The sequence below is a fragment of the Cupriavidus pauculus genome (genome assembly GCF_008801835.1).
In the GTDB taxonomy this organism is placed as follows: domain Bacteria; phylum Pseudomonadota; class Gammaproteobacteria; order Burkholderiales; family Burkholderiaceae; genus Cupriavidus; species Cupriavidus pauculus.
In genome coordinates, this window is record NZ_VZOW01000015.1 from 1 (window position 1) to 22,172 (window position 22,172).

General features: G+C 62.8%; 26 protein-coding genes. 4 read left to right on the forward strand and 22 right to left on the reverse strand.

Going from position 1 to position 22,172, the window contains the following annotated elements; genetic code table 11:
* The first annotated feature begins 231 nt into the window (after window positions 1–231).
* From F7R19_RS16240 to F7R19_RS16255, 4 genes are all read left to right on the forward strand, one after another.
* Complete coding sequence (locus F7R19_RS16240; protein WP_249043161.1) at window positions 232–2,331, forward strand: putative bifunctional diguanylate cyclase/phosphodiesterase; 2,100 nt, start codon at window positions 232–234, stop codon at window positions 2,329–2,331.
* 171 nt (window positions 2,332–2,502) lie between these two features.
* A complete protein-coding gene (locus F7R19_RS16245; RefSeq protein ID WP_150981261.1) occupies window positions 2,503–2,994 on the forward strand; it encodes a phosphate-starvation-inducible PsiE family protein in 492 nt (163 codons plus the stop codon).
* Window positions 2,981–3,946, forward strand: a complete 966-nt coding sequence (locus F7R19_RS16250) for a zinc metalloprotease HtpX (RefSeq protein WP_150981262.1) — start codon at window positions 2,981–2,983, stop codon at window positions 3,944–3,946. The genes F7R19_RS16245 and F7R19_RS16250 overlap by 14 nt, the downstream gene beginning before the upstream one ends.
* Before the next feature lie 22 nt (window positions 3,947–3,968).
* Entirely contained in the window at window positions 3,969–5,120 is a 1,152-nt protein-coding gene (locus F7R19_RS16255; RefSeq protein ID WP_150981263.1) for a S1C family serine protease, read from the forward strand.
* Window positions 5,121–5,295: 175 nt separating this feature from the next.
* On the opposite strand, the gene F7R19_RS16260 is transcribed toward F7R19_RS16255, so the two are convergent.
* The 22 genes from F7R19_RS16260 to F7R19_RS16360 form a co-directional block, all read right to left on the reverse strand.
* Entirely contained in the window at window positions 5,296–5,763 is a 468-nt protein-coding gene (locus F7R19_RS16260) for a lysozyme (RefSeq protein WP_211922741.1), read from the reverse strand.
* Entirely contained in the window at window positions 5,760–6,236 is a 477-nt protein-coding gene (locus F7R19_RS16265) for a hypothetical protein (protein WP_150981264.1), read from the reverse strand. Before F7R19_RS16265 ends, F7R19_RS16260 begins: the two co-directional genes overlap by 4 nt.
* Entirely contained in the window at window positions 6,233–6,538 is a 306-nt protein-coding gene (locus F7R19_RS16270; RefSeq protein ID WP_150981265.1) for a DUF6127 family protein, read from the reverse strand. The genes F7R19_RS16265 and F7R19_RS16270 overlap by 4 nt, the downstream gene beginning before the upstream one ends.
* A 77-nt stretch (window positions 6,539–6,615) precedes the next feature.
* Complete coding sequence (locus F7R19_RS16275) at window positions 6,616–6,966, reverse strand: DUF2793 domain-containing protein (protein ID WP_150981266.1); 351 nt, start codon at window positions 6,964–6,966, stop codon at window positions 6,616–6,618.
* 3 nt (window positions 6,967–6,969) lie between these two features.
* Window positions 6,970–7,566: a glycosyltransferase family protein gene (locus tag F7R19_RS16280; RefSeq protein WP_150981267.1), complete on the reverse strand. Its 597-nt coding sequence runs from the start codon at window positions 7,564–7,566 to the stop codon at window positions 6,970–6,972.
* Complete coding sequence (locus F7R19_RS16285) at window positions 7,566–9,839, reverse strand: phage tail protein (protein WP_150981268.1); 2,274 nt, start codon at window positions 9,837–9,839, stop codon at window positions 7,566–7,568. The genes F7R19_RS16280 and F7R19_RS16285 overlap by 1 nt, the downstream gene beginning before the upstream one ends.
* Complete coding sequence (locus F7R19_RS16290; protein WP_211922742.1) at window positions 9,839–10,054, reverse strand: hypothetical protein; 216 nt, start codon at window positions 10,052–10,054, stop codon at window positions 9,839–9,841. The genes F7R19_RS16285 and F7R19_RS16290 overlap by 1 nt, the downstream gene beginning before the upstream one ends.
* Entirely contained in the window at window positions 10,051–10,278 is a 228-nt protein-coding gene (locus F7R19_RS16295) for a hypothetical protein (protein WP_150981269.1), read from the reverse strand. The genes F7R19_RS16290 and F7R19_RS16295 overlap by 4 nt, the downstream gene beginning before the upstream one ends.
* An 18-nt stretch (window positions 10,279–10,296) precedes the next feature.
* Window positions 10,297–11,085 (reverse strand): DUF2163 domain-containing protein, encoded by a 789-nt coding sequence (locus F7R19_RS16300; protein WP_150427996.1) that lies wholly within the window; start codon window positions 11,083–11,085, stop codon window positions 10,297–10,299.
* Between the two features lie 5 nt (window positions 11,086–11,090).
* Entirely contained in the window at window positions 11,091–12,674 is a 1,584-nt protein-coding gene (locus tag F7R19_RS16305) for a hypothetical protein (RefSeq protein WP_150981270.1), read from the reverse strand.
* Complete coding sequence (locus tag F7R19_RS16310) at window positions 12,671–13,729, reverse strand: hypothetical protein (RefSeq protein ID WP_150427998.1); 1,059 nt, start codon at window positions 13,727–13,729, stop codon at window positions 12,671–12,673. The genes F7R19_RS16305 and F7R19_RS16310 overlap by 4 nt, the downstream gene beginning before the upstream one ends.
* Window positions 13,730–13,747: 18 nt before the next feature.
* Entirely contained in the window at window positions 13,748–16,453 is a 2,706-nt protein-coding gene (locus F7R19_RS16315; RefSeq protein WP_150427999.1) for a coiled-coil domain-containing protein, read from the reverse strand.
* Entirely contained in the window at window positions 16,453–17,094 is a 642-nt protein-coding gene (locus F7R19_RS16320) for a DUF6441 family protein (protein WP_150428000.1), read from the reverse strand. The genes F7R19_RS16315 and F7R19_RS16320 overlap by 1 nt, the downstream gene beginning before the upstream one ends.
* Before the next feature lie 3 nt (window positions 17,095–17,097).
* Entirely contained in the window at window positions 17,098–17,253 is a 156-nt protein-coding gene (locus tag F7R19_RS29775; protein ID WP_009521710.1) for a hypothetical protein, read from the reverse strand.
* A gap of 29 nt (window positions 17,254–17,282) precedes the next feature.
* Window positions 17,283–17,684, reverse strand: a complete 402-nt coding sequence (locus F7R19_RS16325) for a hypothetical protein (protein ID WP_150428001.1) — start codon at window positions 17,682–17,684, stop codon at window positions 17,283–17,285.
* The gene (locus tag F7R19_RS16330; protein WP_150428002.1) at window positions 17,684–18,436 is read right to left on the reverse strand and encodes a phage tail tube protein; all 753 of its coding nucleotides are present in this window, start codon (window positions 18,434–18,436) and stop codon (window positions 17,684–17,686) included. The genes F7R19_RS16325 and F7R19_RS16330 overlap by 1 nt, the downstream gene beginning before the upstream one ends.
* A gap of 2 nt (window positions 18,437–18,438) precedes the next feature.
* On the reverse strand, window positions 18,439–18,651 hold the full coding sequence (locus F7R19_RS16335; protein WP_150428003.1) for a DUF7210 family protein: 213 nt from the start codon (window positions 18,649–18,651) through the stop codon (window positions 18,439–18,441).
* Between the two features lie 7 nt (window positions 18,652–18,658).
* Complete coding sequence (locus F7R19_RS16340) at window positions 18,659–19,084, reverse strand: hypothetical protein (RefSeq protein WP_029043079.1); 426 nt, start codon at window positions 19,082–19,084, stop codon at window positions 18,659–18,661.
* Between the two features lie 10 nt (window positions 19,085–19,094).
* Entirely contained in the window at window positions 19,095–19,373 is a 279-nt protein-coding gene (locus F7R19_RS16345) for a head-tail joining protein (RefSeq protein ID WP_009521715.1), read from the reverse strand.
* Window positions 19,373–20,395 carry a major capsid protein gene (locus F7R19_RS16350; RefSeq protein ID WP_020200538.1) on the reverse strand — a complete coding sequence of 341 codons (1,023 nt, stop codon included), beginning with the start codon at window positions 20,393–20,395 and terminating at the stop codon, window positions 19,373–19,375. Before F7R19_RS16350 ends, F7R19_RS16345 begins: the two co-directional genes overlap by 1 nt.
* An 87-nt stretch (window positions 20,396–20,482) precedes the next feature.
* A complete protein-coding gene (locus F7R19_RS16355) occupies window positions 20,483–20,860 on the reverse strand; it encodes a head decoration protein (protein WP_020200539.1) in 378 nt (125 codons plus the stop codon).
* A gap of 3 nt (window positions 20,861–20,863) precedes the next feature.
* Complete coding sequence (locus tag F7R19_RS16360; RefSeq protein WP_020200540.1) at window positions 20,864–22,171, reverse strand: S49 family peptidase; 1,308 nt, start codon at window positions 22,169–22,171, stop codon at window positions 20,864–20,866.
* Window position 22,172 lies beyond the last annotated feature (1 nt).

Genomic DNA, 22,172 nt, shown 5'->3' on the forward strand with positions numbered 1-22,172 from the left:
CACCAGCCGTACCGCTTCCAGCTTGAATTCCAGCGTGTACTGCGCCCGCTTTGTCTTGCTTGTCATCACATCTCTCCTTGCTTCAGTTTAACCTCAGCAAGGGATTCGTTTTGCGGGGGCAAGCTCATACAGGCGTCGGGGCAGTCACTCGCGCTTTGGCATGACGAGTACCGTGTGCAGTTTCCAGACGGTCGGGTGATCTGGGTCGAAGGCGAGGCGTCGCCTGAAGCCATGCCTGATGGGAGCATCCTCTGGCACGGCTATATCCATGATGTCACCTCACGCAGAAGATCTGCGGAAGAGCTTCGCCTTGCGGCTAAAGTTTTTGCGCACACAGGAGAGGGCATCCTCGTTACCGACGCTCAGGCCCACATTGTCAACGTCAATCGGGCGTTTTCCGTGATCACTGGTTATGCGCGGGAGGAAGTAATGGGTCAGACACCTCGTCTGCTCGAGTCCGATCGCTATGACGATGAGTTCTATCAGACCGTTTGGCAGGCTCTGCGTGAGCACGACTACTGGCACGGAGAGCTCTGGTGCCGACGCAAGAACGGCAGTCAGTTTGCCGCGCTGCTGACGATCAGTGCAGTCCCGGATATGCGGGGCAATATCGAGCATTACGCAGCCATGTTTTCCGACATCACAGCCCTGAAGGAGAACCAGCAACAGCTTGAACGCGTTGCTCATTACGACCTGCTCACCGGCTTGCCCAATCGACTATTGCTTGGAGACCGCCTTAAGCAGGCCATTGGTCAGACACGTCGGCGTGGCATGCACCTGGCGGTTGTCTTCATCGATCTGGATGGATTCAAGAAGGTCAACGACCAGCACGGCCACGCAGTCGGCGACAAATTGCTGTCCGTCCTGTCCAGGCGTATGACGCAGGTGTTGCGCGAAGGCGATACCTTGGCCCGCCTTGGTGGTGATGAGTTTGTCGCTGTTCTGGTCGACCTGCCGGATGTTTCCATTAGCGTACCGATTCTCGATCGCCTGAGCGAGGTGGTTGCGCAGCCCGTACCGATTGGTGACGCACTGTGCGAAGTGAGCGCGAGTATGGGTGTGAGCTACTACCCGCAAGGCGAAGATATCGACGCCGACCAACTACTGCGGCAGGCAGATCAGGCCATGTATCGCGCCAAGCAAGCTGGCAAGAATCGATATCACGTTTTCGATACGAAGAAGGATCGTACGCTGCGCACCCGTCACGAAGGATTGGACAGCATAGCGAATGCCCTTGCCAATGGGCAGTTTCTGCTTTACTTCCAACCTAAGGTCAACATGCGCACCGGTGAGGTGCTGGGCGCCGAAGCCTTGATCCGCTGGCAACATCCGGCGCGTGGCTTGTTATCTCCTGCCTCCTTCATACCCATCATTGAGAACCATCCGCTCGGGGTTGACGTGGGGAAATGGACCATCGAGGCTGCGCTGACCCAGATCGAAGTTTGGCGCAAGGCCGGCCTTCATGTCCCGATCAGCGTGAATATCGGTGCGCGGCACTTGTTGCAACCGGACTTCACCATGCATCTACGGGGTATGTTGTCACGACATCCCGGCGCCCAGCCGCAAGACCTTGAACTGGAAATCCTCGAAACCAGCGCCGTGGAGGACTTCGTTCAAGTGTCTCAGTTGATGGCGCTGTGCGAGAGGATGGGATTGCGTTTTGCCCTCGACGATTTCGGCAGCGGCTATTCATCGCTGACCTATCTGAAGCGCCTGCCCGCGCACCTGCTCAAGATCGACCAAGGTTTTATACGCGACATGCTCGAGGATCCGGACGATATCGCCATCCTGGATGCGCTACTGGCACTGGCAAGGTCGTTTGGCAGGAACTGCATCGCGGAGGGAGTCGAATCCATTCAGCATGGTGAAATGCTGCTGCGTCTGGGATGCGAGTGGGGCCAGGGTTATGCCATCGGGCAACCGATGCCGGCGCATGAATTCGAGCAATGGCTACACACCTGGCAGGTACCCTTATCCTGGAAGGGATTCAAACCTGACAGTCGCTCCGCGCTGCCCGTGCCGTTCACATACGCCGACCACCGGGTCTGGATTTCCCAGATGATCGACTATCTGTCAGGCAAGACCCAAGTGCCCCCTCAATCCGAAACACTCCAATACTGGCGGGATCAAAGTGGTCGCCCTACGTTCTTCGGCAAGGATCCTGATGATCCGGTCGATGTCCTGCATCAGAGCATTCAGCAGATGGCTCACGCCCTGAGTGAAATGAAAAAAGCCGGCCGTGACGAGGCATTGAGGGCTGGCATCGACAAGTTGCAACATTTGCAGGCGGATCTGCTGGGATTGCTGCCGCCGGACCAGAAGCCGGATTGATGCCATGCATGGGACGAATGGTTGACGTGCAAGAGGCTGATCCACCCATCGGCGGCGCCACGGGCGCGCAGGACATTATGCGCTGGGTGACATCCCAATTGTCACGATGAGCCCGGAACTGATGCTCATTTTTGGAGAACCATTCAATCCTGAAGAAAGAGAAGAGTGCCCATGCAGAAAGATCCTAACCGAACAATGCTCGACGACATGCGCGATCAGTGGCGTTTGATGACCTTCTATGAACGTTTCGAACAGGTCGTTGCGCTCGTCTTGTCGGCAGTGATCGCCGTAATCATCGTGGTTTCGTTACTCCAGCTTGTCTCAATCGTATTCACCCTGCTGGTTCTGGATGCGTTCAATCCCTTGGATCACAAGGTGTTCCAGACTGTTTTCGGGATGATCATGACGCTGCTGATCGCCATGGAGTTCAAGCATTCCATTGTGCGCGTGGCGCTACGCCGTGACACCATCATCCAAGTGAAGACCGTGATTCTGATTGGACTGATCGCGTTGGCGCGCAAGTTCGTGGTCCTCGATCCCGAAGCCAGCCCGGGCAAGGTTGCAGCGCTTGCAGGCGCTACGCTGGCCTTGGGCATTACCTATTGGTTGCTGCGGGAGCGTGACGATCAGATGACCGAGAAAGCCGCGCATGACCCATCGTGACCCCGACAATCCATGCGATGCCTTTTCACGGCACCGTTGGCTAAATCGCTTGCAAACGGGGCTGCTGGGTTTGACCTTGTTAGGGATCGCCGCCGCTGCCGGCAGCCTGCTGTTCGGCGAGAACGGATTCTGGCTGGCACTGACAGTATGCGCATTGACCTTTTTGATCGAGCCGTTAGCCACCACGACGCTGACCTTGCGATTGTATGGCGCGCACGTGCTTCATCCGCACGAGGCTCCTGCGATCTGGTCGATGCTGCGAGATCTATCCACTCGCGCCGGTTTGTCAGCCACGCCAACACCTCACTATGTGCCCACCGCCGTCGTCAATGCCTTCGCTATCGGTTCGAAGCGCCATGCCGCCATCGCTCTCACAGATGGCTTGTTGCACAGCTTGAGCGAGCGCGAGCTGCGAGGTGTGCTCGCGCATGAGATCGCGCACATCGCTCAGGAAGATCTTCGTGTCATGGGGCTGGCCGATTCCATCAGCCGGCTCACGAATCTTCTGGCGCTACTGGGGCAGATATCGATCCTGTTCAGCTTACCGGCGCTGATGATCGGCGCGGTAGAGGTCAATTGGCTGGGGTTGCTGTTGCTGGCAGCCTCACCCCAACTCGCATTGCTCGCACAGCTCGGCTTGTCGCGCGTACGCGAGTTTGACGCCGACCGAATGGCCGCGGAGTTGACAGGCGATCCGCAGGGACTCGCTTCGGCGCTGGCGAAGATCGAGCGGGTGAGCCGTTCGTGGCGTGCTTGGCTGTTGCCCGGATGGGGCAACCCCGAACCTTCATGGTTGCGCACGCATCCGCCAACGGCGGAGCGCGTCGCGCGCCTGCTGGCGTTCGCGCCACAGCCTTCGTTGGCGCCACTGTTCCCCGCAGATCCATTCGCTCCGAAGCCCCTCGCCCCAATGCGCCCGCCACGTTGGCGGCCGGGCGGCCTTTGGCGCTGACCTACCCGACAGGAGACTCATCATGCCTTACCCAGACCCTCATCAGCGCAGCGTGCCGAATCAATTCGTTCGGCGCTGGCTCATCATGACCGCGTGTGTTGCCGCCCTCATGCTGTTGTGGCAGTTCCTGCCCGCAATCGAAGCTTGGCTCAGTCCGCACGAAGCCGCCGAGCGCACCATCACGCCGCGAGGTGATCTAGCCGCCGACGAAAAGAGCACCATCGAACTGTTCGAGAGATCGCGGGCCTCGGTGGTCTTCATCACCACGGCGCAGTTGGTGCGCGATGTCTGGACCCGCGATGTCTTTTCTGTTCCGCGCGGCACGGGCTCGGGTTTCATCTGGGATGATAGTGGTCACGTCGTTACCAATTTCCATGTCATCCAGGGGGCTTCGGAGGCCACGGTGAAGCTGGCCGACGGTCGCGACTACCAAGCCGCGCTGGTCGGAGCGAGCCCTGACCATGACATCGCCGTGCTCAAGATCGGCGTCGGCTTCAAGCGCCCGCCGGCCGTGCCGATCGGCATGAGTGCCGACCTCAAGGTCGGACAAAAGGTGTTCGCCATCGGCAACCCCTTCGGCTTGGACTGGACACTCACCACCGGGATCGTGTCTGCGCTCGATCGCTCACTGCCAGGGGAAACGGGCAGAGCAGCCATCGAACATCTGATTCAGACTGATGCCGCCATCAACCCCGGTAATTCGGGGGGGCCGTTGCTTGATTCGGCAGGCCGCTTGATCGGTATCAATACCGCGATTTACAGCCCTTCCGGCGCATCGGCCGGGATCGGTTTTGCAGTACCTGTGGACACCGTGATGCGCGTGGTGCCACAGCTCATCAAGACCGGCAAGTACATCCGCCCGGCACTTGGCATCGAGGTGGATGAACAGCTCAATGCTCGCCTGCAAGCGCTGACTGGCCTCCAAGGTGTGTTCGTTTTGCGCGTCACCCCTGGTTCTGCAGCGCAGAAAGCCGGTCTTAGCGGTGTTGAGGTCACTGCCCAAGGCATCTTGCCGGGAGACCGAATTTCCAGCATTGACGGCGTTGCTGTAGCTGACGTTGCCAAGTTGCTGGCACGGCTCGACGAAAGGAAGGTTGGTGATGTCGTGGTGTTGTCGGTAGAACGGGCTGGCAAATCGCGCCAAGTGCGCGTGGAGTTGCAGCCAGGCGTCTGATCTGGAGTTGGGAATACTCGGCGAGTTGCCGAATGTGGATGGGAAACGCAGGTTTTCGCCCAGGGTTGGAGTCGACATGCCCAGCGCCGGAAAAGACGTTGCCATTCGGCATCTGGTCATTGGCAAGGAATAACGATGGGATGTAGAAGAATTCGTGCCCCAGAAACTCGATGCCCTACTCTTTGGTGAGCAGTAAGGAAATCTCAGCCTCTCGTCGCGCGAAAAGGCCCGGTAGTACTTTCCCACCACCATAGACCCAGCGCCTTAGCTCCGTCGCCACACTTGCCCAGTCCCGCTGATTGACTCGCCGCCGCAACGTCGAGGTCTGCAACCGCCCCGGGCCAAGGTTAAACGTGAAATCCACGATTGCCGCGAGCCTGCTCTCGGGTTCAGTGGCCAGCACTGGGCAGTAACGTAGCGTTGCGGCGAGCGCTGTTTGCAGATCGCGCACCAAATAGACCTCGGCTTCTGCCTCCGTGATCGGCGGGTGCTTGGGATCGCAAAGGTGGCCGTACCCAATTGTCCAGAAACCTGCGGGGCAGATATAGGGAACAGCAGTGATCTCGATTCCGCGTTTCACCTTGCGCTCGAATCCCTCGAAGCGCTTGGCCAGATCAATGGCCGCTTGAGGCATTTCGATCATGGCCGTACCCGGTCAAACACGCGCCCGAGGAACCAGAAGTTCAGCACCCCGGCCCACAGCGCCTGATCGGCCTCCGTCCATGCGTGCAGGATGGCAACACCCCAGCCAGCACCTGCAGTCACTGCCGCCGCGAAAGCGGCTGTCTTGGCGGCGCAGTACAGGGCCATGAACCAGTAGGTGATGACGGGGCGCACGCTGATCGACAAGGCATCGGCCCAGCGAACCCCGGTTTTCTCGCCCTGAGTCCGAACTGCTTCCCGCAAGGTTTCGATGGCACCGACGTTCCATGCCGCGTCGGCACCCGCGCCGATTTCCGACATTCGCTGCGCGCCACGAATCTTCTCGAACTCCAGCGCCTTGTCCTGCATTGCCAGTTCGTGGCCACGCTCACCCTTGCGGTCGAGCCATTTGAGGATTTCAGGTGCGAGACGGAAGGCCCCTCCGAGGAGACCACCGAGCAGTGTCTCGATCATTGTGGGCCTCCCATCAGTTTCAACTTGATGGCAGCACCAACCAGCAGTGCGGCCAGAATGCCGGTGGTGATGACCTTGACGGTGGTCTGCCACGCGGTACGCCGGGCATCTCGCCAGGCTTCCAACAGGTCGCGTAGTTCGCGGATGTCGCGTGCTGCGTGGCCGTTTTCCAGGCCAAGGTGGGTCAGGACACGCTCGGCTCCGCGTTCAGCGGCCCGATCCAGCAGTTCGTCGAAGTCCTCGCGGCGCAAAAGGAGCATGTTCTCGACGAGCGCAGGCTGTTGTTGTTCGGGTTGGGTCATTGCAGTCTCCAGAAATGCGAAACCCGCCCAGTGCGTGAACACCTGGGCGGGTTTCTGGTGGGTACGAAGATGGGAAATCAGATGGCGATGCCTGCGCTCCAGCCGGTGGACTTGTAGGCCGAGAGCTTGGCCTCGTCCTCAATGTAGCAAAGCCAGCCGATCTTGGGCGAGTGGTACTCCCAGGCATCGGCAATGCGCACCGCGATCTGGTTGGTTTTTCCCGCCCACACACCCGTGGCAGCGGCAGGAATGAGGTAGCGGTCGCCGTTGGCGGGGCTGGCAGGTGGCGTGGTCAGGTCGCGGTCTTTCACGGACAGGCCGACCACAGCGCCGAGGCGCTTGAGGTTGGCGTCCATGCCGGTGTCCCAGCCGCTCTCGCCGAGCGTCCAGCCGTAGTTGAGTCCAAGGTTCGGGTCGGTTGATGACATGGTCTATCTCCAGAGATTCGATGCTTGGCGAATGCGCCGGACTGCTTCCGGATCGCCGGTGCGATGACTTTGTTGCGGGTGCTGCCGCCAATGACGCCCGACGATGGGCAGGTACAGCACACCGCCACGCTTGGCCACAAGCAGGGTCAGCAGCCAATCAGCAAAGTTGTTGAGGTCAGTGGTTTCCTTGAGCACGGCTTCGACGACGGAGCGTCGCATCACGATCAGGCCGTGCACGTGGCTAGCGCTGTTTGCGTGTTGCCAACGGCTGTAGGCCAGACGCCTCACGGCGATGTCCTGGCCGTTTTCGTCGGTCAGTGCTTCGTCGGTGTAAGCCATCACGGCCTGCGGGCAGGCATCCAGCGCATCGGCCAGTTGTGTGAAGGCACTGGCTTCGTACAAATCGTCGGGATCAACAAAGGACACCAGCGGCAGCGTGCCTTGTGCATAGCCTGCCGCGCGTGCCTCGCCGATACGCCCCGGAATGCCGGGCAAAACGTGCAACTGGATCGGTGCGTCCTCGAGGCTGGCGATGCAGGCCTCACGCCATTCGGCAGGCTCGTTCAGGGTGAGCAGATGAACATCGATGCGCGGCTCCATCACACACCTCCCCAATACTGTCCCCAGCGCAGGCCGTAGCCCGCGCGATCCATGACCCGCACCTGCGGCTGCCAGCTACTCAAACCATCGCGCACGGCACTGATCTCCGCCGTGATGCGGTCGCCCAGCGCACCGGCATCCAGCGCGGCCACTGCTGCCGTCCAGATGTAGGCGGTGCCGAGCAGCCCCGTCTCAGTACGAACCAGCACGTTGTTGCGATTGCGGATGTGCACCGTGTAGGTCACGCCCAGTTCTGGCCCGATATCGCCCTCGTCTTGCTGCACTAGATAGGCGGTCTGCTGTGTGCGGTCGCGATGGGCCCACGCGAAGGTGAGGTCACCGGCCACTACGACAGGCTCGGTCTGGCCATTGAGGCGGATACGACCGGGTGGATACGGCAAAGCCTGCCGACCGGCCAGCACCATCGGCTGCCCATTCGCGGCCAGCACTGGATCACCCTGATCGGTCGATGTGCGAGGAATCGCGCCCACGAACACCGATTCGCCCGGGGCCCGCTCCGCGCCTTCGGATGCCAGCCATTCGCCGACACCGATCAACCGAGTCCCCGGGGCATGTGCTTGGGGTGTGGTGTCGAGCACGCCGCGTGCGAGATCGATGGTCGCGTTGGCGGTATCGAAGGCCAGGACGACAACGGCCTCTGCAATCGCCCCATTGGCAGCCACCAGATACGCGTAGTCGCCCACGGCCAGTCTCTCCGGCTGGCTGATGGCCGTCACCGGCACACCGATGGCATCGACCTCGCTGGCAGGCAAGGCCACATCGAGCGTCAGCAGTGGTGCGTAGTCTTCGCCCACCACGGCAGTGAGGTCGCCGCCGGACGCGCCCGTAGCCAGTTGCCAATTCAACTGCCCGGTGCCACCGGCGGCGGCCAGCGCGCCGAGATAAGTGTCCGTATCGGTCAGGTAGGCCAGATCTGCGCGCGACAAGCGCCGGGCCAGTTCCCAATACGGCACCTCGACGGCCAGCACCACGGCGGGCGGCAACGGTTCGATGGTCGGCTCCTCGACGTGCGGTGGCGGGGGCGACAGCACGGTGTTGCTCATGCCGAACACATCTTCCATGGCTTCGATGCGCCACTCGGGCGCTCCCAAGGTGCCGGTGTCGATGCCGGTGACGCGCACCACCATCTGATCCACACCCAAGCGTGGCCAGTTCAGCAGGAACACATCGCCCGGCAGAGGCGCACGTTCCAGGGTGTCGCGTGCCACGGTCAGACTCATTCGGGCCAACGGCGAACCCAAGGCGCGCAGGTCACGCAAGGCCAGCCGCGCGGCCAGTGGCCCGTAGTTAACACCCGGGTAGTCGCGGCGTTGATTGATCACGCCGCCCTGCAACTGGATGGCGGCCAGGTTCTCGACCGTAACGGCGGCATCACCGCCGGTTTGCCAGTCGGTGTAGACGACGGTCAGTTCATTGGGTAGCTCGCCCCACTGGGCACGCTCGAAGCGTTCCAGCCGCACGATTTCGTCAGGCCCCAACTGTGGCAGGCTGTCGATCCAATAGTCGTCGCGCAGCAGCTTGAGCTCAAACGTGCCTTGCTCCGGGTCGGTGTAGAGGATGCCGCCAATGTGATCGATGACCTGGCCGATGAAGCTCTCGATGGGCTGCTGCCGTGTCCAGATCAGATTGAGGCCGAAGCCCTCACTCGACAAAGCCCATGCCGCGTTCCAGAAACTCCAGCCGATGGTGCTCTGCGGATAGCCCATACCCCAATGCGGATCGGTGAGGCACTGCACCAGAATGTGCGCCGGGTTCATGCCGACGCTGATCTCACGGCCTTCGTCCTCATCCCAGCTGCGGACTTCGGCATTCCATTCCATCCATGGCGCATCGAACCAACCCTCCGTGAAGCGCCGGACGCGCACTGCCCACGGTTTGATGTAGGGGTTGTTGGCTGCGAACAGGATCTTGTGTGCCACCAAGGACAGCACGCCCCGAAATGCCGGAATGGAACTGCCGAGGCGACTCATCAGGTAGTCGTTGCGTCCTTGTCCGGCATGACCAGAAAGCACATCGATGGTGCCGACCACGCCGCCTTCGCGCTCGTCGCCGCCAAACAGCGTGGGCTTGTTGATCGAGAGGCTGGTCAGCCCATGCCCGTTGGACAGCGGCGCGCGGTCGGCATCACCCCACGCGGTACGGTCGCCCATCTGGATTTCCTGCACGGCATCGACGGGCCCCTGGCACAAGGCCAGATGCAGCCCCATCCGGTAGCGATAACCGACGGTTTGCTTCTTGCTGCTGCCACCCATCAGCCTTGCCCCCGCTGGCTGGATTGATTGCGGGCGTGCTCGACCACACGCTGTGCCATTGCATCGCCGGTGGCCAGCAAGGTTTCGGCGTCACAGCCTTCACGCAGGAAAGCGCGGAAATCCAGGTCGTGACGCGCAAACCACGTACGCGTGCCGTTCACGCACAGGCCCACGGCGCGCACGTGATCGATGGTGATGACGGTCTGCGTGGTCATTTCTTGCCACCTTTCTTCTTGATCGGATCGGCTTCGAGATCGCCATACCAGACGACGTTGGAGCCGCGCAGCAGCACGGTGCCGAACACGACCGAGATCGGTCGGCCTTCTTCTGCGGTGGGGGCATCGACGTCAGACAGGGATGCCGGTTTGGGTTCGGGCGGTTTCGGCGCGAGCGCGACCGAAACCAGCGCCGCCACCACGATGACGACGAGGTACCACATGGCGATTTCTCCAAGAATTCAGAACACGCCCGTCGAGAACGGGTTTTTGCTCGGGATGGCGGGAAAGCCGCCGTAGTTGTCGAGGTTGCCGAAGCGCGACTCGCACGTGGCCGTGCTGTGATCGCAGCCGACCGTCAGCAGAACCTCGGTGCCGACTTCAATGGCCACCGGATAGAGCAACTCCACACCACCACCGTAGTCATTGACAATCATGTGGCGGGCACCTTCCGGGGTTTGCAACCAGCCACCGGCCAAGCCGCCACTGACACTGCCGGGCGTGCCACCGTCGAGATCGACGTTGCGGCCATTGCTGTTGCTCACCAAGGCGCTGGCAGAAATCGGTGAGGCACCACAGGCAGCCGAATACAGCACATGGGAACACTTGCGGCTGTAGAGCCGCCGCAACCCGATGCGCTTGAGACTGACTTGCGCCGACTCGCAGCGAACGCGAGCCACATCGTCGGCGACTTCGACACCCAGCACCCGGCCCATCCAGCGCGTTCCAGAGATCCACCAGTAGTCGCCCCAGGTGTCGCGCCGTCCGATACGCAGAGTGATCGAGGTGGTGTCACCGGTCAGAGAGTTGGCGAGCAGATGGCGCACCAAATCACAGTTCGGCGGCAGTTTCAGATCCAAGCCAGCCTTCGCAGCTTCAGCACCCAGCGCCAGTTCGTTGCGCTCCAAGGCCAGGCTCTTGTAGAGGTTGCCATCCAGATCAACATCGAATTCGTGCGGCGTCAGATAGAACTGCGCGCTGTTGCTGGCGAAGGCGTATAGCTCGACTTCCAGCAATGGGTTCTGGCTCATCGCGCTTACGCTCCCTCGTAGGTTTGACGGTCATTGCCGCGCGGTTCGGGCAACTGGCGCGCGGTCAAGGTGATCTCCAGCAGCGTCGGGCTGTGCCAGTACAGATCGACGGCGTCGTGGTCGAGGCGGCAGCGCACGAGGCGAATGACGCGGCTGCCTGCGGGCACCCAGTCGTCGAAACCCGAGCGCAGCACCAGCACACCACCTTGATCCAGATGGCAGGTCGCAGTCAGGGCGTACTGCCGATAGCCGTCTGGGTGCACGATCAAGCAAGCGGCAGGGCGATGCCAAAAATCCGAAATTCGCGCGGAGATATCTTTGCCATCCACGCGCAGGAAGCCATCCTCGGGATCGGCTTCGACGGTTACCCACAGGATCGGAGCCAAGCCATCGGGCAGCCAGAAGGCTTCCAGACGGCCTTGGGTGCGCCACAAGCGCGCCCGCCAGATCTCGACTTCATCGAGTGAGCTGGCCAGATAGCGCCGCTGCAAAGTTGTCGTCGCCCACGGATCGTCCCGGCGCATCCACGGATCTGCAGGCGAGAAGTCTTGGCGGGTGATCGTGGCTTGCGCGGCGGCCGTTGGATCGTCACGCCAGTTGCCATCTGGCCAGACCGGGATCTCGTCGAGCCATGGGTCATCGAGGACATCATGGTCGGGCAATGGCGCAGGCTGGATCTGTGTGGGGACGTTGCCGCCGACCATACCGGGTACCCACTGCGTGAGATCCGCCGGGTCAATGGCTTTGCCCCACACCAAGGGCATGATGGTGCCGCCCACGGCTGCGGCGCGTGCCAAGGGCTCCGTCAGCCACAGCAGATCGCTTTCCACTTCGCTGAGTTGGGCGATCTGCCAGCCATCGGCGGTGATGATCAAAATCCAGCGGCCATTGTTCTCAGTTTCCTGCCAGCCCTGCACCCCGTCGTAGGTCAGATGCACATTGGCCGAGAGTGGCCCGAACTGTCGCCCATCTGCCTCCGTCACATTGAGTGCCAGTGCGCCACGTTCGCAGGACTCGGTCAGGTGCACCGCGTACTGCGGCAGCGGCCACAGCGCCATTTGACCGAGATGATCGGCCAGCCAGTCGGCCACCAGGGCATCGGTCTGCCGGGCGTTGCCCACCTTGTAGGTGAGCCAGCGCCGAGGAACGCGTCGGCGTGCCTGCCGGGATTCGTTGCCACTGGCCAGCCGCGTGACGCTGGTCTGCCACTCCAGTCGTTCCACGAGGGGCTCTATCCAATCATGGCGGAAGGCAAACACGCCGCGCTGCGCATCCGGCCAAGGCTGGTCGCCAAAGGCATCCATACCGGTGGCGACGATGGCGCTTGAGGCCGTATCACGGCGCAACACTTCGACCAGAAAGGTTGGTGCATCGATGGGTGGCCAGGGCCCCGCCAAGGATTCCGCCAACAGGCTGGCCGCCAGATTGGGCGGCAGCGGAGCGACAGCTGTTTCCGGCGTGAAGCTGGCTGCGCTCGCCCCGAAGGTGGCGCGCGAGAGCACTTCACCCTGGAAGGCGGGCAGTTCGCTTCCAGGCGTCGGCTTGCTGGAAACCTCCGCGAGGTCTTGAACGACGACGCGATCCGTCATGCCGACTCCACGCCGAACTCAGCGGCATTGAAGGCTGCCTCCGTCCACTGCACGTTGCCGTTCGGATTACGCTCGAACAGCGTGCTCTGCCACGCCAGTTGCTCCTGCAGAACGATGTCAGTGCTGACGGCGGTCTGCGCGCCACTGACTACGAGGCCTTTGACCTTGCCCAGACCGGCGTCGGTCTTGCGGGCCAGCATCGTGAGCTGGACGCCATAGATGGCGGGCGTGGCCATCACCGGCAACGGCTCGACATCGAAGGACTGGCGCAACCCCACGTTCGGTGCATTGATCGCCGTAGCTTCGTCCTCGTCGCTCACGGCTTCCCATGCGGCGGTACCGACCGGGCTGGCCGTCCACTGGTTCAGGCTGCCATCGGCCTGTGCCTGCAAGGCATCGACGCGCACATCACCGAGGAAGGTGTTGTTGATCGTGCCGCTGGTGTCGGCGATGTAGAAGTCGTCGACGTCGATGGTGAGCGGACAGCTCTGGCCGGGCACGGCACCCACAAATGCCGTGAGCAGTTGGCCACCGCCCTGGATGGTGTTCTGCGCAGTCATCTGGATGGCCAGGATGCCGTTGATGCGCACTGACAGAATCCCGTTGCTCGTGCCCTGCGTGACCTGCAACTCGATGTAGTGCCAGCCGCGCGCCGGAGCGCTGGCAACTGAGACAGAGATCAACTGGTCATAGCCGTATTGCCAGCGGTAGAGCTTGAGCCGACCGTCCTCGCCGATTTTCACGAGATGCGCAACCTGCGAGTTGGCATCGCGCACGCCCAGGAGCAGTGGCTCGGTGTAGGTGTTTTGGTACGGCACCACACGAATGGCTGCCCCGACGATCAGGCTGGCCTTGGTGGCGTCGAGGTTCTTGACGTAGCCACCACCCGAACCTTCTGGCAATCGCAGGGCATAGGAGGACGGACGACGGCCATTGATCCGGGTGGCCTGAGGCGAGAGATACGCTGCCTTGCCACGTGCCAGCCACGGATCGCCAAAGCTGTCCACGGCCTGTGGGTCGTAGTGATCGAAACCGTCGATGAACAGAAGTGCCATTGGACTTTCCCCTGAAATTCAGCCTTGCAGCGCCGCACGGATGGCCCGTGCATTGCGCCCGATGATGTTGACGATGACTTTCTCTCCGGCAGGCGACTGCAGGTGGTCGTGGGTGACACCCGGATCGACCGCGTTGACGATGCGCACGGCCTGATTCATCTGCGGCTGCGCGGGCGGCACTTTCACCTCCGGTACCAGTCCGCCCGCTGCGAAGGCCAATTCGCCACCCTTGAAACGCGGGCCTGCCGACAAGCCGTTGAGCGAATCGAGGAAGGCCACACCGACCTGGCGCACGGCGGCAGCACGCACTACGTACTCGCCTGCTGAGAGACGCGCCGGGATCGAATCCGATGTAGCGCTGCCCGGCCCGGAGACCAGACCGCCGCCCGCGAACTTCTTGATGCCGCCCAAGAGCGCCATGACCGCGGCGACCATCGCCACCATTGCGGCAATGGCCAGTCCCGGGCCAACGATGGGAATCGAGGCTTGCGAGGCTGCCGCCCCGGCTCCTGCCTTGGCTGCATCCATCGACACCACGGCGGTGGTTTCGGTGGTCTTTTGCGCGACCTTGGCGGCGCTGGCCGCCGCATCGACGGTCTGCTCCTGCTGGATGAAGCCGAGCTTGAGCGCCAGCATCCGCGCCTGCATGGCGATCCACTGCTGGAAGGGCTGGATCACGATTTGCTGCAGGAAGGCATCGGCCACCTGCTGAAAGATGCTCGCCAAGGCACTGCGCCAGGTCTGCGCGCCGGTGATCATCCCGTTGAGCGCACCGCCGAAGCTCTCGCCGATGCGATTCCACAGCGGGGCCATTTCATCGACGGTGAGCTTGGTGCGATCCAGCTCGTTGCGCCACGCCTGCACGCGAATCACCGCATCCGGCCCGATGGCCTGCGCGGCTTGCTGCATGGTCGGCAACAGGCGCTCCATCTCGGTGGCCGATTGCTGTTGCAGGGCCACGATCTGCTGACGCGCCTGTGCTTCGGTTAGCAGCCCAGCTTGCTGCTGGGTCTGGATGGCCTCCTGCGCATTGCGCAGACGCTCGGTGACCTGCCGCCATTGGGCTTCGAGCGCCGCCAGATTGGCCTGCGCCGCCTTCACGTTGATCAGTCGATCGACTAGCGACACACCGTCGGCGTCGCTTTCTGCCGCCAGTCGTGCCCGAAGATCACGGTAGCTGCGCTCGATGGCGGCTTGTCGGTCAGCATCGGTAGCCGTGCCGGTGATCTGAGCCAGTTCCTCACGCGCCTGCGCCAAGGCATCGGCCAGCTCACGCTCGGCTTGCGCGGCCTTACGCGCATTTGCCTGCTCGATGTCCGTGCGCCGATTGTTGAGCGTGATGAGGTCGGCTTCCGCCTTGGCCACTTCGGCCTTGGCACGCAGGCGGTCGTTTTCCGATTTGCCCGTAGTGGCGACTTGCTGACTGCGGGCCAGCTCCTGCTGCTTGCGGGCAATCTCGGCATCGACCTCGCGTTGCTCGATGGCTGTTTTCTGCGTGTAGTAGTCGCGCACCGAAACCAGACGGTCTTCGAGTGCAGCGTCCAGCGCAGTTTGTTGCCGGGTCAGACCGTCCCTGAGCAGGGCGAACTCGGCGTCCAGCTGCGCTTTTATCAGCGTGGTTTGCGCGCCGGTCGTGTCCTGCGCAGGCTTGGCGGCCTTGGGCTTGGTCAGGCGTTGAAGCAGTTCCGGATCGGCCTGGATCTTGGGTGCCTTGACCTCGATGGGCTTGGGGTCGAACAGGCTGTCACGGAAGGACGCCAGTTCATCCAGCCGTTTGACCAGATTGCCTTTGAGGTCGGCAATGATGGCCTTGGCCCCATCGGTGTTGCCCTTGAGCGCCTCGACCGCCGCCGCCACACCGGCACCAATGGCCTCGCCCAAGGCGACGAAGGCCTTGCCGACGGTGGCGGCACCGAGCGCCAGGGTCTTGAGCACCAGCACCACGCCATCCAGGATCGCGCGCAGTGTGCCGCCTTGCTTGGCCGACTCGACCATGCCACCGGCCATATCGTTCAGGGCGGGCAGCAAGGACGCGATGATCTGGTTACCGATGCTGGTGGTGGCCAGTTTCAGCTTGTCGAGCGCATCGTTAAAGTTGCCCGCCTGCGCCGCAGTCTCACTACTCATCTGCACGCCGAGCGCCTGCATCTCGGCGGCGAGCTCATTGATGCCGTCGCGCCCCTGATTCAGAAACGGGATCAGCTCGGCTCCCGACTTGCCGAACAGTTGCACGGCCAGGGCGGTTTTCTCCGCGCCATCGGGCATGGCCTTGAAGCGCTCGGCCAGATCGAGCAGCACCTGATCGGTGGCTCGCAGGGTGCCGTCCTGGTTCTTGAACTCGACACCCACGGCGGAGAATCCGCGCGCGGCATCTTCCGACCCAGTCGCGGCTTCCAGCATCGTGGTGGACAGCTTGCGCAGCCCCTTCTCGAACGATTCGCCGGACACTCCGGACTGCTCGGCTGCCGGTTTCCATACCGACAGGGTCTCGACGCTGACACCGACACGTTGCGACATCTCGTCCAGCGCATCACCAGTGTCGATGGCCGATTTGACCATCGCGGTCAGACCGGCCACAGAGACAGCCACGCCGAGGTTGGCCAGCACGCCATTGACGCTCTTGGCGGTGTCGGTCAGGCCACCCAAGCCCCGCTTGATCGAGTCGAAGGCGGTCTTGGTCTGGTCGACGGCACTGATCAGGATTTGGGCACGATTGCTTGCCATCAGACTTTGTCCAGTTCTTGTTGAATCGCCCGCGCCAAGGCAGGTAGTGCGCGTTGCACGCCACCCGCCAGATTCAGTCGTCGTTTGAGATCGACGCGCTTGACCAGCACGGCGATGGGAATCTCCTGGCCACGCTTGATCTGCTTGGCCCCGGTACGACCACGCTCGGCACGCTTGAAGCGGCCCAGCTGCCCGGCGTTCTCTTTGATGTTCTCGGCCATCAGCAGCACGCGTCCGTTCTTCTCGATGAAGAAGGCATTGCCCGAGCGCATCAGGCCATCGATGACCGCCTTGAAGCGCTTGGGGCCGATGCGCCCGGGCAGCAGCGGTATCAGCAAATTGCCGCTCACCGTGCCGCCTTTTTCATGCAGACCGAGCCAAGGAATCTTGCTGCCGACCAGCAAGGCGGGCAGCAGTTCGGGCTTCTTGTCGAACACCTTCACGCCCATCGAAGAGATGAATCTGTTGCGCTTGACGGTGAAAGCACTGCGCATCTCGGATCGCGCCGCATCACGCACTTCACGCCCGCCCGATTGCATGCCCTTGGCGACAGCGGTGTGGATGGCACGACGCCGCTCGGTGCTCCACGCCGCCAACTGGCGCGGGTCCAACAAGCCGGTGGTGGTGAGCGAGAGGCGCATGGGTCAGTCCTTGAGCAGATCGCGTTGCAGTTGTTCGATGCCTCGCTTCTCGCCCTGTGCTGCCACGGCATGAATGCCGAGCAGCTGGGCAAGTTGCTGCCGTTCGATCTGTCCGTCGGCATCCAGAAAGGCTTGCGCCTGCGTGAGCGTGTAGGCCATCACGTCGCCCAGGCGGTGCCCGGTGCGGATCAGGCGGGCGACGGCACTGTCCCAGCCGAGGTCGTCAGTGAACGCAGCGTCGGCGCGAGTCGCTGGGCCGCACCCTGAATCGCCGGGACGACATGCGCCACGAAAAAATCCGCGTTCACCTCGAACACGGCGGCGGCCAGTTGCACAGCGTCCTCCAGCGACAGGTCGTTGATCCACGCGCGTTCACGCCGGGTGGTGATGGCCAGCAAATCCAACACGGCATCGCCATGCCGTCCCAGCAGCGCCATCCAGTCCGGATCACTGGTGATTTCCTCGGCCAGCGGGCGCACCACGGCCAGCAGCCGTGGCAACTCACCCAGCCGGATCGGCGTCAGTTCCAGCGCGGTGCCGGACAGCGTCACGACCACAGGCTCAGGGGGGAATGTCTTGAAGCCGTCCATCACAGCAGCACCAGACGGCCGAACTGACCGAGATCACCACCGACTGGCTTGGTCAGATCCGCCAGTACCTGGCCCGACAGCTCGAACTTCAGCAGTTCGTCCGTGATGATCGAGAGTTCCTTGGCCGGGTTGATGGCCACGCGGTAGAGGTCGATCACCACCTCGCGGTTGCCGTCGGCGGTGTTGAGCCCCTCGAAGCGAATCCAGCGCTCGGGCAGTGGCTGGGTGAACATCGCCGTGCTCTGCGCCGCGCCATAGGCGTAATCGACGGTGAACGGCTCGGTGTACGGGCCGCCCGACGTGGCATCCAGCACCACCAGTGAACCGTGTTTGGCATTGACGCTGTAGTGGCTGACCGGGAGCGTCTTGGGCGTGACGTCCGAGTCCTGGATCTGCACGGCGGACACGTTCTGCATGGCCAGCGGATACAGACTGCCCGGGGTGACCGGGTTGGGCAGCAGTTCACCGGTCACCGTACCGGGGGTGATCGTGGTCGTGGTGCCGTAGAGCGCGAGCGCAAGATTGGTGGCGATCAGTTCTTCCAGCGTGCAGGCGAATTCACCTTTCTTGGTCTTGATGAGCTGCAGGTCGGTCAGGCGCTGGCCCGACTGCGCTTCCTGGTGCTCGATGGTGTCTACTGACAGCGAGACCTTCAGCTCGGGCACGTTGCCGACGAAAGTCAGTCCAGCCGGGTTGCCGAATTCATCGCGTGCGCCGATGTAGACGCGGCCTTGTCCAGAAAAGTAAGCCATGTTCAGTCTCCTTGGGTGGCTGCAGTTGTGGAAACACCGGACGTGGCATCACGGCGGGTGGGTTTGGAATCAGTGGCGGGGGTGGCCGCTTTGGCCGTGCCTTGTGCGATCAGCCAACGGGCGCTGGCGTCATTCAGATCAAGGCGATCACCTACGAAGAGGCGCTTGCCTGCGTGGGTATGGGGTTTCAGTAGCTCGATGGAGAGGGTTTGCATAAGGTGTTCATCCTGTTTGGGTGAGATCGATGGCGTGGGTGCGGTAGCGGATTTCGTAGCGGGCGGGCAGCGCGACGGCCCCGGCGTCGGCGTCGTCGAACTCCCATTCGCAGTCGATCTCGCGCACGGCGATGGCCAGACCGCCCAGATTCGGGTCGGCGAGCATTGCCGCGTGGGCCGCGACCAGCGTCTGGTCGGCGACGTCGAAGGCATCCGCACCGCGTGCCACCACGGCAAGCCGGACGATCAGCAGCCGGTCGACCAGGTGGTTGGCGTGGGCGGTGATGCTGTCGCCATCGACGAACAGCAGCAGCGCTGGACTGGCCTCGCGGGTGACCGGTACGGCAGGCATGCGTAGCACCGGTGTCGGGGCAATCGCAGATGCCAGGCGCGTGACGATCTCCCGCAAGACGCGCTCGCGGACGGAGTTCATGGGGAGTTCCTCAGAGTTGGGAGAGCGAGGCGCGACGCTCGGTGCCGTCGCCGATGGCGCGCACGTCGCGCACCTGATAGGTATTGCCTGCCACCTCGACGGTGTCCCCGGCTGCCAGCGTCAGCCAGGACGCCGGGTAGTCGATCTGGTAGTCCCGCGACAGCGCAAAACCATCCAGCACGGTTTCGTCGGGGGCACGGAAGGCGCAGTGCACGGTGCTGCCCGCCACCGTGACGGCGGTCAGCAGTCCTGCACTTCGGGCCGCCTCGTACAACGTCGCGACATCCATCAGGCAGCAACGAGCTTGATCAGCACGCCAGGGCGATGGCACATCGGCAGCGGGTTGCTCTGCGTGTGCAGATCAGTGCCCCGGTCGAACTTGCGTGGCTCCTGCTTGGCATACAGTGGCTGGCCGATGGTGTTCACGGTCTCGTTGAAGTCCGCTGGCGCGAAGTAGGTCGCGAAGGTATCCACCGTGCCGACCGGGAAGGCATGGGCTTCCCCTGCGGCAATGAAGCGGCGCGACCCCAGCGTGCCGTCGGCCTGCACAAAGGACGCCTGGCCACGGTATTCCTCGAAGGTGATGCCGCTGTAGCTGAAGCCCGAGCGCATGTCGTTGATCAGCACTGCGCCCTGCTGCCAGTTCTGGTAGGCGGTCTTGACCTCCTTGTGGGTGGTCAGTGCCCGGAAGAACTCGGTCGAGCACAGCACATGCACGCCGGTCGAGAACTCGCCAGTGAGCCCATCTTCCATGAGGCCCAGCAACTCGAGGCAGGCAGTCTTGATTTGCCCGTTGTCGGCCGCCGTCGAAAACTCGAAGGACACCGATTGCGCAGTGATGTCGAACTCGTCGAACAGATCGACGAGCTCACTGCCATCAGCGTCGAGGATCTTGCCTTTGAGCGCACCCATGCGCAGATGCTCCAGGGTGATCGCGTGCTTGTTGCGCATGGTCTCCAGATGGCGGGCCATGACACCGCCGATGGCTTCCATTTCGGTTTCGGAACCGAAGGCGCGCAGTCCTTGCACTTCCTCGGGCAGCACCACGTCGTCGTGGGGGATGTGCGGGATCACGAAGGAGCGCAGGTTGCGCTTGCCACGCTCACCCACCGTGCCGGGCGAACCGGGCGCCCGGGTGGGCAGCAGATTCAGACGACCGGCGTACTCCTCGACGATGATCTGCCGGGTGCGCACCGGCTTGGCCGGGAACAGGTTGAGTTGCTCCAGCCGCCCATAGCGGTTGGGCAGGAGGTTGATGGCGGCCGTCAGGCTGGCCATCGAAAAGCCGGGGTTTTCAAAAGGGTTCTGCATTTGGGATCTCCAGAAATGACGAAACCCGCCAGCGGCGGGTTTTGGGGGGAGTGAAACGGAGCGTTGGAAGTGCGTCAGGCGCGGGTTTTAGGCACTCTCGCGGGCCAGGACTCCACGTTCTGCGAGTTGCTTGATGGCAGCCACTTTGTGCGCAGTGCTGATGCCGGTCGGCCAGACCAATGCGCCGCGCGCGACGATGGCGTGGCGGGCGATCAGGATCGCGTCCTCACGGTCGATCAGCGTCGCATCGACGTCATTGCCGAGCACGCCAACGGCGGTTTCCGTGCCGTCCGAGGCGCTCGGGTCGAGGGCCTTGAGCTTGGCGGTAGCCGTTTCGCGACCCACCACGGTGCCCAGCGACAGGTTCTGCGCGGCCGCGACGGTGTCCTGGTCACGCGAGTAGAGATTCGGCGCTTCGTACTTCAACAGGTCGCCGAGATTCTTGGGTTGAGAGACAGTGGGCATGGCTTACTCCTTGGCGGTGAGCTTCTTGACGGCAGCGACCACCGGACTGTTTTCCGGGCGCTGAATGGTTCCTGCCTCTGCGGTGATGCGCGAGGCGATTTCGGGTTGGTCGGCACGGGCGTCGAGCAAGGCGCGGCGCACCTGCGCTTCCGAGAAGCCTGCTGCGAGGAATTCCGCCGTGCGTTGGGATTGGCCCGCGATCAGGCACATCTCTGCAATGGCCTGAGCTTGGCCGCGCCCGCTGGCGAACGACTGCGCCAATGCGGCTTGGGCGGCAGGCGTCGGTTCAAGATCGCTGTCGGTCTGCGACTGGTCGCCCTGTGGGTCGGTGTCGGCCGGACGCTTAAGGTTTTCGTGGTCGTCTTTGGGGTCGGTCATGGTGTTCTCCAGGGTGAAAGGTTTGCTTCGGGGCGGGTTTGAAATGGATTGAGTGGACAAGCTTCGCGGCGAGGCGCGGGCCACGCCAGGCTGCGCCAACCGCTGCTTGGCCGCCAACGCGTCGGTGAACTCGGTCATCACCGCATCAAACGGCATCACCGCGTCGGCGAGGCCTGCTGCCACCGCCTGCTCGCCATAGAACAGCCCCGCCTCGGTGGCGCGCACGGCATCCGGATCGATGCCGCGCATCTGTCCGACCTGATTCACGAAGATGTCGTAGAGGCGATCCACCTCGGTCTGCAACGCGGTGGTGGCCTGGGGGGTGAGTGGCTCGTGCGGGGAGAAATCGTTCTTGTGGCTGCCCGCGAAGACAGCGGTGTAGTTCAGGCCGTCCTTGGCGTCCTTCACCGACTGGTCGACGTGTAGCGCGATCACGCCAATCGACCCAACGCCAGCGGTCTGCGACAGCGTCAGGCGTTGGCAGGCAGCCGCGATGGCAAAAGCCGCCGAGTACGCGGCATCGTTGGCGTGCGCCCAGATCGGCTTGATGGTGCTGGCGGCGCGGATGCGCTCGGCCAACTCGAACACACCCGAGGCCTCGCCCCCGGGCGAGTCCAAATCGAGCAGGATGCCCGCCACCTGCGGGTCGGCCAGCGCGGCATCCAGTCGGGCTTCGATCTCGCCGTAGGACATCAGGCCAGAGGCGGCTTCGATACCCATCGAACGTCTGACCAGCGTGCCGACCACCGGGATGACGGCAATGCCCGCCTGACCCGATGTGGCGTTCTGGCGCGGCATGGGCAGCGGCATCGCCATGTCCAGATCGGGCAAGCCGATGCGGGAACCCAGCACGGAGAGGATCACGTCGAGTTTGGGACGCGCAATGAGGAGCGGCGTCCCGTAGAGGCGGGACGCCAGATGAACGAGTTGCATG

Excerpts from the sequence above, each read along its gene's own strand:
- F7R19_RS16240 (WP_249043161.1), top strand. The coding sequence starts at position 232 with ATGCCTGATGGGAGCATCCTCTGGCACGGCTATATCCATGATGTCACC.
- F7R19_RS16245 (WP_150981261.1), top strand. The coding sequence starts at position 2,503 with ATGCAGAAAGATCCTAACCGAACAATGCTCGACGACATGCGCGATCAG.
- F7R19_RS16250 (WP_150981262.1), top strand. The coding sequence starts at position 2,981 with ATGACCCATCGTGACCCCGACAATCCATGCGATGCCTTTTCACGGCAC.
- F7R19_RS16255 (WP_150981263.1), top strand. The coding sequence starts at position 3,969 with ATGCCTTACCCAGACCCTCATCAGCGCAGCGTGCCGAATCAATTCGTT.
- F7R19_RS16260 (WP_211922741.1), bottom strand. The coding sequence starts at position 5,763 with ATGATCGAAATGCCTCAAGCGGCCATTGATCTGGCCAAGCGCTTCGAG.
- F7R19_RS16265 (WP_150981264.1), bottom strand. The coding sequence starts at position 6,236 with ATGATCGAGACACTGCTCGGTGGTCTCCTCGGAGGGGCCTTCCGTCTC.
- F7R19_RS16270 (WP_150981265.1), bottom strand. The coding sequence starts at position 6,538 with ATGACCCAACCCGAACAACAACAGCCTGCGCTCGTCGAGAACATGCTC.
- F7R19_RS16275 (WP_150981266.1), bottom strand. The coding sequence starts at position 6,966 with ATGTCATCAACCGACCCGAACCTTGGACTCAACTACGGCTGGACGCTC.
- F7R19_RS16280 (WP_150981267.1), bottom strand. The coding sequence starts at position 7,566 with ATGGAGCCGCGCATCGATGTTCATCTGCTCACCCTGAACGAGCCTGCC.
- F7R19_RS16285 (WP_150981268.1), bottom strand. The coding sequence starts at position 9,839 with ATGGGTGGCAGCAGCAAGAAGCAAACCGTCGGTTATCGCTACCGGATG.
- F7R19_RS16290 (WP_211922742.1), bottom strand. The coding sequence starts at position 10,054 with ATGACCACGCAGACCGTCATCACCATCGATCACGTGCGCGCCGTGGGC.
- F7R19_RS16295 (WP_150981269.1), bottom strand. The coding sequence starts at position 10,278 with ATGTGGTACCTCGTCGTCATCGTGGTGGCGGCGCTGGTTTCGGTCGCG.
- F7R19_RS16300 (WP_150427996.1), bottom strand. The coding sequence starts at position 11,085 with ATGAGCCAGAACCCATTGCTGGAAGTCGAGCTATACGCCTTCGCCAGC.
- F7R19_RS16305 (WP_150981270.1), bottom strand. The coding sequence starts at position 12,674 with ATGACGGATCGCGTCGTCGTTCAAGACCTCGCGGAGGTTTCCAGCAAG.
- F7R19_RS16310 (WP_150427998.1), bottom strand. The coding sequence starts at position 13,729 with ATGGCACTTCTGTTCATCGACGGTTTCGATCACTACGACCCACAGGCC.
- F7R19_RS16315 (WP_150427999.1), bottom strand. The coding sequence starts at position 16,453 with ATGGCAAGCAATCGTGCCCAAATCCTGATCAGTGCCGTCGACCAGACC.
- F7R19_RS16320 (WP_150428000.1), bottom strand. The coding sequence starts at position 17,094 with ATGCGCCTCTCGCTCACCACCACCGGCTTGTTGGACCCGCGCCAGTTG.
- F7R19_RS29775 (WP_009521710.1), bottom strand. The coding sequence starts at position 17,253 with ATGGCCTACACGCTCACGCAGGCGCAAGCCTTTCTGGATGCCGACGGA.
- F7R19_RS16325 (WP_150428001.1), bottom strand. The coding sequence starts at position 17,684 with ATGGACGGCTTCAAGACATTCCCCCCTGAGCCTGTGGTCGTGACGCTG.
- F7R19_RS16330 (WP_150428002.1), bottom strand. The coding sequence starts at position 18,436 with ATGGCTTACTTTTCTGGACAAGGCCGCGTCTACATCGGCGCACGCGAT.
- F7R19_RS16335 (WP_150428003.1), bottom strand. The coding sequence starts at position 18,651 with ATGCAAACCCTCTCCATCGAGCTACTGAAACCCCATACCCACGCAGGC.
- F7R19_RS16340 (WP_029043079.1), bottom strand. The coding sequence starts at position 19,084 with ATGAACTCCGTCCGCGAGCGCGTCTTGCGGGAGATCGTCACGCGCCTG.
- F7R19_RS16345 (WP_009521715.1), bottom strand. The coding sequence starts at position 19,373 with ATGGATGTCGCGACGTTGTACGAGGCGGCCCGAAGTGCAGGACTGCTG.
- F7R19_RS16350 (WP_020200538.1), bottom strand. The coding sequence starts at position 20,395 with ATGCAGAACCCTTTTGAAAACCCCGGCTTTTCGATGGCCAGCCTGACG.
- F7R19_RS16355 (WP_020200539.1), bottom strand. The coding sequence starts at position 20,860 with ATGCCCACTGTCTCTCAACCCAAGAATCTCGGCGACCTGTTGAAGTAC.
- F7R19_RS16360 (WP_020200540.1), bottom strand. The coding sequence starts at position 22,171 with ATGCAACTCGTTCATCTGGCGTCCCGCCTCTACGGGACGCCGCTCCTC.